This is a genomic window from Streptomyces sp. SID14436, from assembly GCF_010548465.1.
GTDB lineage: Bacteria > Actinomycetota > Actinomycetes > Streptomycetales > Streptomycetaceae > Streptomyces.
In genome coordinates this window covers 12,671-27,405 of record NZ_JAAGMD010000510.1, presented here as the reverse complement: position 1 = coordinate 27,405, position 14,735 = coordinate 12,671, and the positions used below count along the sequence as shown (strand labels likewise).

Sequence of the window (14,735 nt, the reverse complement as noted above, 5' to 3'; positions counted from 1 at the left end):
CGCCCCCGCCCCGCGTCGACGGACTGGCCGTCGCCGCGGTCCAGCTGTCCGCCGACACCGCGGCCCGCATCGGCGGCGACCTGTACGAGGTGGTCGCCACCGAACACGGCGTGCGCGTCGTCATCGGCGACGTGCGCGGACACGGACCCGACGCCGCCGGGACCGCCGCCACCGTCCTCGGCTGCTTCCGCGAGGCGGCGCACGACGAGCGGGACCTGGCCGGAGTGCTGCGCCGGCTGGAGCGGGCGATGGCCCGCCGCACCCGCGCCCGGACGGGGGAGGCGCCCGCCGCCCCGGGTCACGCGGACCCGCCCGACGAGGACTTCGTCACCGTCCTGCTGATGGAGATCCTCCCCGACGGCACCACCCGGGCCCTCAACTGCGGCCACCCCTGGCCCCGCCTGCTCAGCGGCACGGGCGTCGAGGAGCTCGCCCGGACCGACCCGCTGCCCCCGCTCGGCCTCTTCCCCCTGCCGCCCGACCTGCCGGCCGTCCGCTGCGCTCCGCTGCTCCCCGGCACCGCCGTCGTGCTGCACACCGACGGCGCCGAGGACGCCCGCGACGCCGACGGCCGGTTCTTCCCGCTGGAGCGGGTCCTCGCCGACGCCGCCCGCGACACCCCGCTCAGCCCGCAGGGCGTCCTGCGTACCGTGCTGGCGGCGCTGATGCGCCACACCGACGGGCCGCCCCAGGACGACGTGGCCCTGCTCGTGCTCACCAACGAACGCCCGCCGCAGCCCGCGCACCGCGCCGGGTGCGCGACGGACCTGAGCGTGCCCCGCCACCTGTCGGGCCCCCGCCCGCCGCCCCGCGACATCACCTCGCCCGGGCACCGCCCCGCGCCCTGAGCGGCCGTGCCGCGTACCGCGCCGCGCGGTCCGGGTAGGGGCCGTGCGCCGTCCGCCCCGCCACGGAATGTCGGGCAGGCAGCTGGGCGGACGGCGGGATCGAGCCGTCGCACTGTACGAGGGGGAGCCGACGGCCCGGCCGGCCTCTTTCGAGGCCCTTCAGTCAAGCGGCCGGAAACACTCCGCGACAGCGCGCACACCCTACGGATTCGAGCACTCGGTTCACACCCCGTGTGAACGCGGTGCCACTACTCTGTCCGGCACTGAGCCACCCGGGGGGCCCGACATGCAGCCCAACACTCTGCTCGACGCGATCCTGGACGAAGCGGGGATCTCCCACGCGGGCCTGGCCGCCCACGTCAACCAGGCGGGCCGCACGCGCGGACTGTCCCTGAGATACGAACACACCGCGGTGGCCCGCTGGCTGAAGGGCCAGCGCCCCCGGGGCCAGGTGCCCGACCTGATCTGCGAGGTGCTCGCCCGGCGGCTGCACCGCCCCGTCACCCTCGACGACATCGGTCTCGGCGTCCCCGGCGAACCGTCCGCCCCGCACACCGGTTCGCTGTCCGGCTTCGTGGAGCGGGCCACCGCGCTGTGGCGGTCCGACCAGCAGCAGCGCCCCCATCTGATGGGCGCGCCCGCCGTCACGGGCACCCCTGCGGTCATGCCCGTGTGGGAGTGGGAGAACCCGCCCGAGGACGTGGACGTCTCCCGCGGCGGCCGCCACCGGGTCACGGCCGGCGACCTGTCCATGCTGCGAGCGGCCCGCGCGCACTACGAGCAGCTGTACCGCAAGGCCGGGGGAGTGGCGACCCGCGCCCGCATCGTCGGCTTCCTCAACGCCGAGGCGGCGCCGCTGCTGCGCGGCAGCTACACCGACTCCACGGGCCGTCAACTGCACCGCGCCACCGGCGGGCTGGTCGCCATCGCCGGCATCTGCGCCTACGACTCCGACGCCCACGGCCTCGCCCAGCGCTACTTCCACCAGGCGCTGCGGCTCGCCAAGGCCAGCGGGGACCGGGGACTGGGCGCCTACGTCATCGCGCTGCTCGTCAACCAGTCGCTGTACATGCGGGAGTTCCGCCAGTCCGTCGCCTTCGCCGAGGCCGCGCTGCGCGCCGCCGGCACCCACATCACCCCCGCGCTCGCCTCCGACCTGTACGCGATGCAGGCGAAGGCGTACGCCCATCTCGGCGACGGCAGCAGTGCGCTGGCCTGCATCCGGCGCGCCGAGCAGGCCGCCGAACGCATCCGGCGCGGTCATGAACCCGAGGAGACCGGGTATGTCCAGCCCGGCCTGGTCAACGTGCAGGTGGCGGAGGCGCTGCTCAGCCTGGGCGAGCTGGCGGCGGCCGGGGAGCACGCGGCGGCCGCCGTGGACACCCCCGCGCACGACCGGGGCCGGGTGCACCGGCTGGCCATGCTGAGCACCATCGAACTGCGCCAGGGCAACGCCGACAGGGCGGTCGCGATCGCCGTGGAGATGGCCGAGCAGGCCCGCGGGATGGAGTCGCAGCGCCTGCGCGACCGCCTGCGCGCGGTCCGGGACCACCTGGTGCGCAGCGGCTGCGCCGGCACGGACGAAGCCGCCGAACTCATCGACGGGGCCCTGCGCGTGCCGCTGTAGGCGCGGGGGACTCTCCAGCAGGACCGGCGCGTTTCCGATCCGCGCGCCCCTGCGTGCGCCTTCTGAGCGCTGGCCATTGCATCACGGGCGGCCACCCGTGCGCCTGCTGCCCGATCGTCTCTGCTGCGATATTGCCCCTTACTCATCGGAAGGTGGCAGAACCGTGCAGTGGACGAAGCAGAACGAACAAACTGTGTATGCCAACCGCTGGTTCCAGGTGAATCTCGCGGACGTCGAACTCCCGGACGGCCGGCACCTCGACCACTTCCTCATAAGGCTGCGGCCCGTCGCCGTCGCCACGGTGGTGAACGAGGCCAACGAGGTCCTCCTGCTCTGGCGCCACCGCTTCATCACCGACAGCTGGGGGTGGGAGCTGGCCGCGGGCGTCGTCGAGGACGGCGAGGAGGTGGCCGGGGCCGCCGCGCGGGAACTGGAGGAGGAGACGGGCTGGCGGCCCGGCCCGCTGCGCCACCTGCTGACCGTGGAGCCGTCCAACGGCCTCACCGACGCCCGGCACCACGTCTACTGGGCCGACCAGGGCGAGTACGTCGGCCACCCCGTCGACGACTTCGAGTCGGACCGCCGCGAGTGGGTCCCCCTCAAACTGGTCCCCGACCTGGTCGCCCACGGGGAGGTCCCCGGCGGCTCGATGGCGGCGGCCTTACTGCTCCTGCACCACCTCCGCCTGGGCCACGACGCCATGCCCTGACGCCAAGCCCTGACGCGGCCGGCCCGGCACGCGCCGACGGCGCGTGCCGGGCGGGGGCGGTCAGTCGTAGGTGTAGAAGCCCGAGCCGGTCTTGCGGCCCAGGCGCCCCGCGTCGACCATGCGCTGGAGCAGCGGGGGAGCGGCGTACAGCGGCTCCTTGTACTCCTCGTACATCGAGTACGCGACCGAGGCGACCGTGTCCAGGCCGATCAGGTCGGACAGCTTCAGCGGGCCCATCGGGTGGGCGCAGCCCATCTCCATGCCGTTGTCGATGTCCTCACGGCTGGCGATGCCCGACTCGAACATCCGGATCGCGGAGAGCAGGTAGGGGATCAGCAGCGCGTTCACCACGAAACCGGAGCGGTCCTGGGCGCGGATGGCGTGCTTGCCCAGCACCTTCTCGGTGAACAGCTGGGCGCGGCCGAGGGTGCCCTCGGACGTGGTCAGCGCCGGGATCAGCTCGACCAGCCGCTGCACCGGGGCAGGGTTGAAGAAGTGGATGCCGATCACGTGGTCGGGCCGCGCGGTGGACACCGCCAGCTTCACCAGCGGGATGGAGGAGGTGTTGGAGGCGAGGATCGCGTCCGGGCGGGTCACCACCTGGTCGAGCACCTGGAAGATCTCGGTCTTCACCTGCTCGTTCTCCACGACGGCCTCGATCACCAGATCACGGTCGGCGAACTCGCCGAGGTCCGTGGTGAAGGTCAGCCGGGCCTGCGTGGCCTCCAGCTCCTCCTCGGTGATCTTGCCGCGCTCGGCCGCCTTCGACAGGGAGGTGAACAGCCGGGTGCGGCCGAACTCCAGGGCCTCGCCGGTCGTCTCGGCGACCATCACGTCCAGGCCGGCCCGGGCGCACACCTCGGCGATTCCCGCGCCCATCTGACCGCAGCCCACCACTCCGACGCGTTCGATGTCGGTCACATCGTCCCTTTCGCTCTTGTTCGGGCGACTCATCCGTTATGGCGGTGGCAGGTTGCCGGGTCCCGGTGCCTGCTCCGTTCGTGCACGTTACTCCGAGGTATCGATGATCGATCGCCGGGGTCGGGCATCCTGGGGCACTGAACGGTCCGCGACCGGCGGATCCGCTGTGTTTTCGGGGCGTACGTATGCGACAAGTGTCACGCAGGACGTTCGCGGCGGCGGCACTGTCCGTGCTGACCATGCTGCCGGAGGCGTCGACGGCGCGCGGCCGGCGGGAGCCGGCGCCCGCCGCGGGACCGGAGCGGGGCGGCGCCGCCGGCGGGGAGATGCGGGGCGTCTGGGTGGCGACGGTGGGCAACCGCGACTGGCCCTCCGCGCCGGGACTGAGCGCCGCACGCCAGCGGGCGGAGCTGATCGCCCACCTCGACACCGCCGTGCGCCGGCGGCTGAACACGGTGATCCTCCAGGTGCGGCCCACCGCCGACGCCCTGTGGCCCTCGCCCCACGAGCCCTGGTCGCAGTACCTCACCGGCACCCAGGGCGGGGACCCCGGCTGGGACCCGCTGGGTACGGCCGTCGAGGAGGCCCACGCCCGGGGCCTGGAACTGCACGCCTGGTTCAACCCCTACCGCGTCGCCCTGCACGCCGATCCCGGCCGGCTGCTGCCCTCGCACCCCGCCCGCCGCCACCCCGGCTGGATCGTGCCGTACGGGGGGCGGCTCTACTACAACCCCGGGCTGCCCGAGGTCCGGGCGTACGTCCGGGAGGCGATGCTCGACGCGGTGCGCCGCTACCCGGTCGACGCGGTGCACTTCGACGACTACTTCTACCCGTATCCCGTCCCGGGCCAGACCTTCGACGACACCGCCGCCTACGACGCCCACGGCGGCGGCTTCCCGACCCGGGCGGCCTGGCGGCGGGACAACATCGACCGGCTGGTGCGCGAGACGGCGGCCGGGATCCAGCAGATCCGGCCCGGCACCCGGTTCGGCATCAGCCCGTTCGGCGTGTGGCGCAACGCCGGGACCGACCCCCTCGGCTCGGACACCGCCGCGGGCGTGCAGACCTACGACGACCTGTACGCGGACACCCGCCGGTGGGCCCGCGAGAACTGGATCGACTACATCTGCCCGCAGCTGTACTGGAACATCGGCTTTCCCGCGGCCGACTACGCGAAGCTGCTCCCCTGGTGGGCCGAGACCGTCCGCGGCTCGGGCACCCGGCTGTACGTGGGCGAGGCGCTGTACAAGGCCGGCGATCCGGCCCAGCCCGCGGCCTGGCAGGACCCGGCCGAACTGTCCCGGCACCTCACGCTCGCCGCCCGCCACCCGGAGGCGCGCGGGCACGTGTACTTCGCCGCGCGGGAGGTGGCGGCGGACCCGGCCGGGGCGATGGCCCGGGTGGTCGCCGACCACTACGGCCGGCCGGCGGACCCCCCGGCCTGATACGAACGGAAGAGCCTAGTGCTGGTGGTGCATCCTGTGCCGGATCTCGGAGTCGGGCCCGGGCGAGCACACGGTCTCGTGCCCGTCCTCGAAGCGCACCCGGTAGGGCGGAGTGCCCTCCGGACCCATCACTTCGACGATCTCGCCGACCTTGTCGTGCTGACCGACCACCCTGCCGTGCTGGACAAGCTGGTCGCCCACGGTTGCGCGCATCGGTGTCTCCTCACCACGTGCGGGAGCAGCGGTCCGTCCTGTCGAGTCTACGGCCGTCACCGCCGCCCGCCAGCGGGCCGGACGCCGCTCCCGCGATGCGGTGCGGCCCTCACCCGCGTGCCCGCTGGGTGACGGCGATGCACACCAGCACCGCCGCCGCCGTCAGCGGCGCGGCCACCGGCAGGTGCTCGCCCAGCAGCAGCACCGACCACACCAGGGTCAGCAGCGGCTGCGCCAGTTGCAGCTGGCTGGCCCGCGGGATGCCGATCGCGGCCATGCCCCGGTACCAGACGACCAGCCCCAGGAACTGCGACCCGGCGGCCACCCACAGCAGCCCGGTCACGCTGTGCGCGGTGAGCCGGACGGGTTCGTGCGCCAGGGCCAGCGCGGCCACCGGGACCGTCAGCGGCAGGCACAGCACCAGCGCCCAGCCGATGACCCGCACGCCCGGCATCTCCCGGGCCAGCCTGCCGCCCTCGGTGTAGCCGGCCGCGCACACCAGCAGCGCCGCGAACAGGTACAGGTCGGCCGTGCTCAGCGCCCCGCCGCTCTGCCCCACGGTGAACGCCACCACGGCGGCGGCCCCGGCGAGCGCGGCCGCCCAGAACGTGCGCGACGGCCGGGTGCCGCCGCGCAGCGCGGCGAGCAGCGCGGTGGTGAGGGGCAGCAGACCCACCACGACGGCCGCGTGGGCGGTGCTGGACGTCCGCAGGGCCAGCGTGGTGAGCAGCGGGAAGCCGAGCACGACGCCCGCCCCGACCACGGCGAGCCCCGGCCAGTGACGACGGGCGGGCGGCCGTGCCCCGGTGGCGAGGAGGTAGCCGCCCGCGATCAGGGCCGCCAGCACACTGCGCACCGCCACCAGCGACCACGGACCGAAGCCCTCCAGGCCCCACGCGGTGGCGGGGAAGGTGAGGGAAAAGGCGGTGACGCCGAGCACGGCCTGCAAGGTCCCGACGCCGCGCCCGCCCCCCGCCTGCGGCCCGGCCGGGGACGGCGGGACGGTGCGGCGCGCGCCCCTGCTCCGGGCGCCGACCGCTATCCGCGCCGACGCAATAGCGCTACTCTCTGCTCTCATGCACGAGCGTAGCAGCGTCGGTGAACTGGCGGACCGGCTCCGACGGGAACTCGACCGCTACTCGCCCGGTGAGAAACTCCCGTCGAGCCGCGCCCTCGTCGAGCGCTACCGGGTCAGTCCGGTGACCGTCTCTCGGGCCCTGGCCCGGCTGACCGCCGAGGGCCTGGTCGTGACCCGGCCCGGCGCGGGCGCCTTCCGGGCCCGGCCCCGCCCGGCCGCCGCACCGGCCGGCGACACCTCCTGGCAGGAGGTCGCCCTCAGCGCCGACGGCGCCATCGACCGCGTGCCCCGCTCGGTGGACGCCTCCGGCGTCCTGGTCTCGCTCGCCGCGCCGCCGCCCGGCGTGATCGAGTTCAACGGCGGCTACCTGCACCCCTCCCTGCAGCCAGAGCGGGCGCTGGCCGCCGCGCTGGCCCGCGCCGGACGCCGGCCCGGGGCCTGGGGCCGGCCGGACGTCGAAGGGCTGCCGGACCTGAGGGAGTGGTTCGCCCGCACCATCGGCGGCGCCCTCACCGCCGCGGACGTGCTGATCACCGCGGGCGGGCAGTCCGCGCTGGCCACCGCCCTGTCCGCGCTCGCCCCGCCGGGCGCCCCCGTCCTCGTCGAATCGCCGACGTACCCGGGCATGCTGGCCATCGCCCGCGCGGCCGGACTGCGCCCGGTGCCCGTACCGGTGGACGCCGACGGGGTGCGCCCGGACCTCCTCGCGGACGCGTTCCGGGCGAGCGGCGCCCGCGTCTTCGTCTGCCAGCCGCTGTTCCAGAACCCCACCGGTGCCGTGCTCGCCCCGGACCGGCGCGCCGAGGTGCTGAGCATCGCGCGCGAGGCCGGCGCCTTCGTCGTCGAGGACGACTTCGTGCGGCGGCTGGTCCACGAGGACGCGGGCACCCCGCCCCGGCCGCTCGCCGCCGACGACCCCGACGGCGTCGTCGTGCACGTCTGCTCCCTGACCAAGGCCACCTCGCCCAGCTTCCGGGTGAGCGCCCTCGCCGCCCGGGGACCCGTGCTCCAGCGGCTGCGGGCGATCCAGGTCGTCGAGACCTTCTTCGTGCCGCGGCCGCTCCAGGAGGCCGCCCTGGAGCTCGTCGGTTCGGCCGCCTGGCCGCGCCATCTGCGGGCGGTGTCCGCCGCCCTGCGCACCCGCCGGGACACGATGACCGCCGGACTCCGGCACCACCTGCCCGAACTCGCCCTGCCCCACATCCCGTCCGGCGGCTACCACCTGTGGCTGCGGCTGCCCGACGGCACCCCGGAGCCGGCGCTGACGGCGAGCGCCCTGCGCGCGGGGGTCGCCGTCACCCCGGGCCGGCCCTACTTCAGCGCCGAACCCCCCGCCGGGCACGTCCGCCTGAGCTTCGCCGCCGTGGCCGGACCCGAGGAGATCACGGAGGGCATCCGGCGCCTGCGCACCGCCTGGGAGGAGACGGCGGCCTCCCGGACGGAGCGGTGACCGCCGGGAGGCCCGCGGCGGTTTCCGGCCACCGGACCGGCCCGCCCCGCCGGCGGCCCCCGCCCCCGAACGGCCGGCGCCACGGCGCTCACCAGCACTTTCGGGGCTTTTGCCCGGCAGGTCCTTACCGGTGGGTACGGCCGCTGTCACCGGGAGTGACGGCCGGGCTGTGCCCCTTGACCTGCCGACTTCCCGGGCCGACCATCGCGGCATGGCAGTCCGGGTCACGTTCGTCGCCGCCGCGGGGAGCTCCTCGCTGCTCACCGAGCGTTTCCAGGACGACCGGCCCCTGGACCAGGCCGGCTGGCACGAAGTGCAGCGGGTGGCCCACGAACTGCTCCCGCTCGCCGCGTCCGACCTGCGCTACTGCTCCCCGAACCCGCGCAGCCGGGCCACGGGCGACGGTCTGGGCTACACCCCCCTCGTGCAGCTCGCCCTGCGCGACTGCGACATGGGCCGCTGGCGGGGCATGAGCCTGGGCGAGGCCATGGCGCGGGAACCGGAGGCCGTGGACGCCTGGCTCGCCGACCCGCGCTCGACCGCCCACGGCGGGGAGTCGCTGCTCGACTTCATCGCCCGCGTCGGCGGCTGGCTGGACACCCGGCCCGCCGAGGACGGCTGCCGGGTCGTCGCGGTGGCCGAGCCCTCCGTCATCCGCGCCGCCCTGGTGTACGTGCTGAAGGCGCCGCCCGCGACGTACTGGAGCATCGACGTCCGCTCCCTGTCGACGAGCACCGTCGCCGGACGGGCGGGCCGCTGGAGCCTGCGCCTGGACCCGGTGTCCGCTCAGCCCCTGCGCGCGTAGCCGCCTGGACCCGGTGTCCGCTCAGCCCCTGCGCGCGTAGCCGGTGGTGAGCTCCAGGTCCTTGGCCGGGCCGCGCACCCGCCACACGGTCCGCCAGTGGTCCGCGTCGCGGACGGTGAACTCGCCCCGGTAGAGATCCGCCGAGCAGGGATGGTCCGCCAGGTGCCGTCCCGCGGTCAGGTCCAGGTGATGGAACGGGCGGCCGTCCGCGAACCGCACGTCGGCGGTGCCGTCCGGCCCCGGCAGGAAACGCAGCGTCCGCTCGGCCGGCCGGTCCTCCCCGCGCCAGGTGAACGTGCCGGCCTCCTCGTGCCGCAGCCCGCCCGCCGGGTCCGGCAGGAACGCGGTGGTCCCGGCGAACGTGCCGGTCTCCCCGCTCGCCAGGTCCCGCACGACCCGCTCCACCCGCCACGTCCCCCGCAGGAACGCCAGCACGTCCGGCACCGGCCAGAACTCCTCCATGCCGTCCTCCCTTCCCGCGCACCATCCTGCCGTGACGGAGTGCGGGCCCCGGTTCCGGGCCCCGGGGCCGGTGTGCGCGCCCCGGTGTCGTACTGCCGTGCGGCCGTGGCGCCGTATTTCGTTGCATAAAAGTGCGGACGAGCGTATAGTCATGCCTCTCAGGAGGAGGTTCCATGACGGTACGAGTGGCAGTGGCCGGGGCGAGTGGATACGCGGGCGGGGAACTGCTGCGTCTGCTCCTGGCCCACCCCGGGGTCGAGATCGGCGCCCTGACCGGCAACTCCAACGCCGGGCAGCCGCTCGGCGTGCTCCAGCCGCACCTGCGACCGCTGGCCGGACGGATCCTGGAGCCGACGACCGCGGAGGTCCTCGCCGGGCACGACGTGGTCTTCCTCGCCCTGCCGCACGGGCAGTCCGCCGCCGTCGCCGAGCAACTCGGCCCCGACGTGCTCGTGATCGACATGGGCGCCGACTTCCGGCTCTCCGACGCCGCCGACTGGGAACGCTTCTACGGCTCCCCGCACGCCGGCACCTGGCCCTACGGCCTGCCCGAACTGCCGGGCCGCCGCGCCGCGCTGGAGGGGTCCAAGCGCATCGCGGTGCCCGGTTGCTACCCGACGGCCGTCTCGCTCGCCCTCTACCCGGCCTACGCGGCCGGACTCGCCGAGGCCGAGGCGGTGATCGTGGCCGCCTCCGGGACCTCCGGCGCCGGCAAGGCGCTCAAGCCGCACCTGCTGGGCAGCGAGGTCATGGGCTCCATGTCGCCCTACGGCGTCGGAGGCGGCCACCGGCACACCCCGGAGATGATCCAGAACCTCTCCGCCGCGGCGGGGGAGCGGGTCACCGTCTCCTTCACGCCGACCCTCGCGCCGATGCCCCGCGGCATCCTCGCCACCTGCACCGCCGCGGCCAGGCCCGGCGTCGGCGCGGACGCCGTGCGGGCCGCCTACGAGAAGGCCTTCGCCGACGAGCCCTTCGTCGACCTGCTGCCGGAGGGCCAGTGGCCGGCCACGGCCTCCGTGTACGGCTCCAACACCGTGGCCGTGCAGGTCGCCCACGACGCCGACGCGGGACGCATCATCGCCATCGCCGCGATCGACAACCTGACCAAGGGCACCGCCGGCGGTGCCGTCCAGAGCATGAACATCGCCCTGGGTCTCGACGAGACCACCGGGCTGACGACGATCGGAGTTGCGCCGTGAGTGTGACGGCAGCGAAGGGATTCACGGCGGCGGGCATCGCTGCCGGGATCAAGGAGAACGGCAACCCCGACCTGGCCCTCGTGGTCAACAACGGCCCCCGCCGCGCCGCCGCCGGTGTCTTCACCTCCAACCGCGTCAAGGCCGCCCCGGTGCTCTGGTCCGAACAGGTCCTCAAAAGCGGGAAGTTGACCGCCGTCGTCCTCAACTCCGGCGGGGCCAACGCCTGCACCGGACCCAAGGGCTTCCAGGACACCCACGCCACCGCCGAGAAGGCCGCCGAGGTCCTCGGCACCGGCGCCGCCGAGATCGCCGTCTGCTCCACCGGACTCATCGGCGTCCTGCTCCCCATGGACAAGCTGCTCCCCGGCGTCGAGACCGCCGCCGGCCTTCTCACCGAGCACGGCGGTGAGAAGGCCGCCATCGCCATCAAGACCACCGACACCGTCCACAAGACGTCCGTCGTCACCCGCGACGGCTGGACCGTCGGCGGCATGGCCAAGGGCGCCGGCATGCTCGCCCCCGGCCTCGCCACCATGCTCGTCGTCCTCACCACCGACGCCGACCTCGACGCCGAGAGCCTGGACCGCGCCCTGCGCGACGCCACCCGGGTCACCTTCGACCGGGTCGACTCCGACGGCTGCATGTCCACCAACGACACCGTGCTCCTGCTCGCCTCCGGCGCCTCCGGCGTCACCCCTGAGTACGGCACCTTCGCCGAGGCCGTACGGACCGTCTGCGACGACCTCGGGCAGCAGCTCATCCGCGACGCCGAGGGCGCCAGCAAGGACATCAAGGTCGAGGTGGTGGGCGCCGCCACCGAGGACGACGCCGTCGAGGTGGGCCGCTCCATCGCCCGCAACAACCTCCTCAAGTGCGCCATCCACGGCGAGGACCCCAACTGGGGCCGGGTGCTCTCCGCGATCGGCACCACGCAGGCCGCCTTCGAGCCCGACGAGCTGAACGTCGCCATCAACGGCGTCTGGGTGTGCAAGAACGGCGGTGTCGGCGAGGACCGCGAGAAGGTCGACATGCGCTACCGCGAGGTGCACATCGTCGCCGACCTCGGGGCCGGCGACGCCACCGCCACCATCTGGACCAACGACCTCACCGCCGACTACGTCCACGAGAACAGCGCCTACTCCTCATGAGCGACACACCCACCCGGAAGCACACCGCGCTGCCCAAGGCGCAGATCCTCATCGAGGCGCTGCCCTGGCTGACCCGGCACCACGGCAAGACCGTCGTCATCAAGTTCGGCGGCAACGCCATGGTGGACGAGGACCTCAAGGCCGCCTTCGCCCAGGACGTCGTCTTCCTGCGGCACGCCGGACTCAAGCCCGTCGTCGTGCACGGCGGCGGCCCGCAGATCAGCGCCGCCCTCGACCGGCACGGCATCGTCAGCGAGTTCAAGGCCGGACTGCGCGTCACCACCGAGGACGCCATGGACGTCGTCCGCATGGTGCTGGCCGGCCAGGTCCAGCGCGAACTCGTCGGGCTGCTCAACCAGCACGGCCCGTTCGCCGTCGGCCTCACCGGCGAGGACGCCCACACCATCACCGCCACCCGGCACCGGCCCGAGATCGACGGCGAGATGGTCGACATCGGCCGGGTCGGCGAGATCACCGAGATCGACACCGGTGCCATCGAGGCGCTGCTCGCCGACGGCCGCATCCCGGTCGTCTCCTCGATCGCCCGTTCCCAGGACGACGGACATGTCTACAACGTCAATGCTGATACGGCGGCTGCGGCACTCGCTGCGGCGCTCGGCGCCGAGACTCTCATGGTCCTCACCGACGTCGAGGGCCTCTACGAGGACTGGCCGCACTCCGACGAGGTGATCAGCCGCCTCACCGCGTCCCAGCTGGAGAAACTCCTGCCGGAGCTCTCCTCGGGCATGGTGCCGAAGATGGAGGGCTGCCTGCACGCCGTACGCAACGGCGTCACCACCGCCCGCGTCATCGACGGCCGGGTCCAGCACTCGATCCTGCTGGAGATCTTCACCGACGAGGGCATCGGCACCATGGTCGTGCCCGACGACACACCGGACACACCGGTCACCCAGGGGGAGTCGTGAGCAACGAGGAACTGACGGCGCGCTGGCAGGGCGCGCTGATGAACAACTACGGCACGCCGCGCCTGCCCCTGGTCCGCGGCGAGGGCGCCACCGTGTGGGACGCCGACGGCACCGCCTACACGGACTTCGTCGGCGGCATCGCCGTCAACGCGCTCGGCCACGCCCACCCCGCCGTCGTCGAGGCCGTCACCGCGCAGATCGCCACCCTCGGCCACATCTCCAACCTCTACGTCGCCGAGCCGCCCGTCGCCCTCGCCGAACGGCTGCTGCAGCTCTTCGGCCGCGACGGCAAGGTCTACTTCTGCAACTCCGGCGCCGAGGCCAACGAGGCCGCCTTCAAGATCGGCCGCATGACCGGACGCGGCCACGTCGTCGCCACCGACGGCGCCTTCCACGGCCGCACCATGGGCGCCCTCGCCCTCACCGGCCAGCCCGGCAAGCGGGACCCGTTCCTGCCGCTCCCCGGCGACGTCACCCACGTCCCCTACGGCGACGCCCAGGCCCTGGCCGCCGCGGTCACCGAGGACACCGCCATGGTGATCATCGAGCCGATCCAGGGCGAGAACGGCGTCGTCGTCCCGCCGCCCGGCTACCTCAAGGCCGCCCGCGCCATCACCGCCGCCACCGGCGCGCTGCTCGTCCTCGACGAGGTGCAGACCGGCATCGGCCGCACCGGCACCTGGTTCGAGTACCAGGCCCACGACGGTGTCCTGCCCGACGTCGTCACCCTCGCCAAGGGCCTCGGCGGCGGACTGCCGCTGGGCGCCACCGTCGCCTTCGGCCGGGCCGCCGACCTGCTCGCACCGGGCGGCCACGGCACCACCTTCGGCGGCAACCCCGTCGTCTGCGCGGCCGCCCTCGCCGTCCTCGACACCATCGAACGCGACGGACTCCTGGACCACGTCAAGCGGCAGGGCGAACGCCTCCGCGCCGGAACCGAGGCGCTCGGCCACCCGCTGATCGACCATGTCCGGGGCGCCGGGCTCCTCCTGGGTATCGTGCTCACCGAGCCGCTCGCGCCGCAGGCGCAACAGGCGGCTCAGGACGCCGGATTCCTCGTGAACGCGCCCGCCCCCGATGTCGTACGGCTCATGCCGCCGCTCACCCTCGCGGACGACGCGGTGGACGCCTTCCTCGGGGCACTCCCCGGCATCCTGGACGAGGCCGGCCGGCCGGCGGGCGGGGAAGGACGATCCGGAGAATGAGACGACGATGAGCCAGGAGCAGGGTCACGCACCGCACGCCGGGCCTGCCGTACCGCAGACCCGCACCGCACGGCACCGCCGGATCGTGGACATCCTCAACCGGCAGCCCGTGCGCAGCCAGAGCCAGCTGGCGAAGCTGCTCGCCGACGACGGGCTGACCGTCACCCAGGCGACGCTCAGCCGGGACCTGGACGAGCTGAACGCGGTGAAGATCCGCAACACCGACGGCGACCTCATCTACGCGGTGCCCAGCGAGGGCGGCTTCCGCACGCCGCGCGCGCCGCTGGGGGAGTCGGCGAAGGAGGAGCGGATGCGCAGGCTCTCCGCGGAGCTGCTGATCTCCGCGGAGGCCTCCGCCAACCTCGTGGTCCTGCGCACCCCGCCGGGCGCCGCCCAGTTCCTGGCCTCGGCCATCGACCAGGCCGAACTCCACGACATCCTCGGCACGATCGCCGGCGACGACACGCTGCTGCTGATCAGCCGGGAGGCGACGGGGGGCCAGGCCCTGGCCGACCATCTGCTGCGGCTGGCGCAGAACGGCCACTGAGCGCTCCGCGGGGTGCTGTGGCTGTTCGCGCAGTTCCCCGCGCCCCTGAGGAGGGGGTGGGTGGTGCGCAGGGTGGTGACCTGCGGGTCAGTTGTGGTTGATCGCGCAGTTCCCCGCGCCCCTTGAGCGGCGCCGGAGAGCACACACCA

Annotated in this window: 15 protein-coding genes; 11 read left to right on the top strand and 4 right to left on the bottom strand. The window is 73.9% G+C overall.

Annotated elements, in window-relative coordinates:
* The 3 genes from G3I53_RS17770 to G3I53_RS17760 form a co-directional block, all read left to right on the top strand.
* A partial coding sequence (locus tag G3I53_RS17770) for a PP2C family protein-serine/threonine phosphatase (RefSeq protein ID WP_164438540.1) occupies window positions 1-848 on the top strand: 848 nt, incomplete at its 5' end.
* Between the two features lie 286 nt (window positions 849-1,134).
* On the top strand, window positions 1,135-2,475 hold the full coding sequence (locus G3I53_RS17765) for a transcriptional regulator (RefSeq protein ID WP_164334093.1): 1,341 nt from the start codon (window positions 1,135-1,137) through the stop codon (window positions 2,473-2,475).
* 163 nt (window positions 2,476-2,638) lie between these two features.
* Window positions 2,639-3,184, top strand: coding sequence for an NUDIX hydrolase (locus G3I53_RS17760; RefSeq protein ID WP_164334094.1), 546 nt, complete (start codon window positions 2,639-2,641; stop codon window positions 3,182-3,184).
* A gap of 60 nt (window positions 3,185-3,244) precedes the next feature.
* Here G3I53_RS17760 and G3I53_RS17755 read toward each other — a convergent pair whose 3' ends face one another.
* On the bottom strand, window positions 3,245-4,138 hold the full coding sequence (locus G3I53_RS17755; protein ID WP_164334095.1) for a 3-hydroxybutyryl-CoA dehydrogenase: 894 nt from the start codon (window positions 4,136-4,138) through the stop codon (window positions 3,245-3,247).
* 152 nt (window positions 4,139-4,290) lie between these two features.
* Between G3I53_RS17755 and G3I53_RS17750 the strand changes: the two genes are divergently transcribed.
* The gene (locus tag G3I53_RS17750) at window positions 4,291-5,550 is read left to right on the top strand and encodes a family 10 glycosylhydrolase (protein WP_164438539.1); all 1,260 of its coding nucleotides are present in this window, start codon (window positions 4,291-4,293) and stop codon (window positions 5,548-5,550) included.
* A gap of 15 nt (window positions 5,551-5,565) precedes the next feature.
* Here G3I53_RS17750 and G3I53_RS17745 read toward each other — a convergent pair whose 3' ends face one another.
* Both G3I53_RS17745 and G3I53_RS17740 read right to left on the bottom strand, forming a co-directional pair.
* Complete coding sequence (locus tag G3I53_RS17745; protein WP_164335275.1) at window positions 5,566-5,763, bottom strand: DUF1918 domain-containing protein; 198 nt, start codon at window positions 5,761-5,763, stop codon at window positions 5,566-5,568.
* Window positions 5,764-5,872: 109 nt separating this feature from the next.
* A complete protein-coding gene (locus G3I53_RS17740) occupies window positions 5,873-6,841 on the bottom strand; it encodes a DMT family transporter (protein ID WP_164438538.1) in 969 nt (322 codons plus the stop codon).
* On the opposite strand from G3I53_RS17740, the gene G3I53_RS17735 reads away from it, so the two are divergent.
* On the top strand, window positions 6,840-8,291 hold the full coding sequence (locus G3I53_RS17735) for a PLP-dependent aminotransferase family protein (protein WP_164438537.1): 1,452 nt from the start codon (window positions 6,840-6,842) through the stop codon (window positions 8,289-8,291). The two genes, G3I53_RS17740 and G3I53_RS17735, sit on opposite strands and share 2 nt — an antisense overlap.
* 211 nt (window positions 8,292-8,502) lie before the next feature.
* A complete protein-coding gene (locus tag G3I53_RS17730; RefSeq protein ID WP_164333055.1) occupies window positions 8,503-9,096 on the top strand; it encodes a histidine phosphatase family protein in 594 nt (197 codons plus the stop codon).
* A gap of 21 nt (window positions 9,097-9,117) precedes the next feature.
* On the opposite strand, the gene G3I53_RS17725 is transcribed toward G3I53_RS17730, so the two are convergent.
* Entirely contained in the window at window positions 9,118-9,558 is a 441-nt protein-coding gene (locus G3I53_RS17725) for a DUF6314 family protein (RefSeq protein WP_164333054.1), read from the bottom strand.
* A 173-nt stretch (window positions 9,559-9,731) separates the two neighbouring features.
* Between G3I53_RS17725 and argC the strand changes: the two genes are divergently transcribed.
* The 5 genes from argC to G3I53_RS17700 are packed head-to-tail and all read left to right on the top strand — an operon-like array spanning window position 9,732 to window position 14,586.
* Window positions 9,732-10,760 (top strand): N-acetyl-gamma-glutamyl-phosphate reductase, encoded by a 1,029-nt coding sequence (gene argC, locus G3I53_RS17720; RefSeq protein WP_164333053.1) that lies wholly within the window; start codon window positions 9,732-9,734, stop codon window positions 10,758-10,760.
* Window positions 10,757-11,908, top strand: a complete 1,152-nt coding sequence (gene argJ, locus G3I53_RS17715) for a bifunctional glutamate N-acetyltransferase/amino-acid acetyltransferase ArgJ (protein ID WP_164333052.1) — start codon at window positions 10,757-10,759, stop codon at window positions 11,906-11,908. Before argC ends, argJ begins: the two co-directional genes overlap by 4 nt.
* Complete coding sequence (argB, locus tag G3I53_RS17710; protein ID WP_164333051.1) at window positions 11,905-12,834, top strand: acetylglutamate kinase; 930 nt, start codon at window positions 11,905-11,907, stop codon at window positions 12,832-12,834. Before argJ ends, argB begins: the two co-directional genes overlap by 4 nt.
* Window positions 12,831-14,039, top strand: coding sequence for an acetylornithine transaminase (locus tag G3I53_RS17705; protein ID WP_164333050.1), 1,209 nt, complete (start codon window positions 12,831-12,833; stop codon window positions 14,037-14,039). The genes argB and G3I53_RS17705 overlap by 4 nt, the downstream gene beginning before the upstream one ends.
* A gap of 7 nt (window positions 14,040-14,046) precedes the next feature.
* Entirely contained in the window at window positions 14,047-14,586 is a 540-nt protein-coding gene (locus tag G3I53_RS17700) for an arginine repressor (protein ID WP_164333049.1), read from the top strand.
* The last annotated feature ends 149 nt before the right edge of the window (window positions 14,587-14,735 follow it).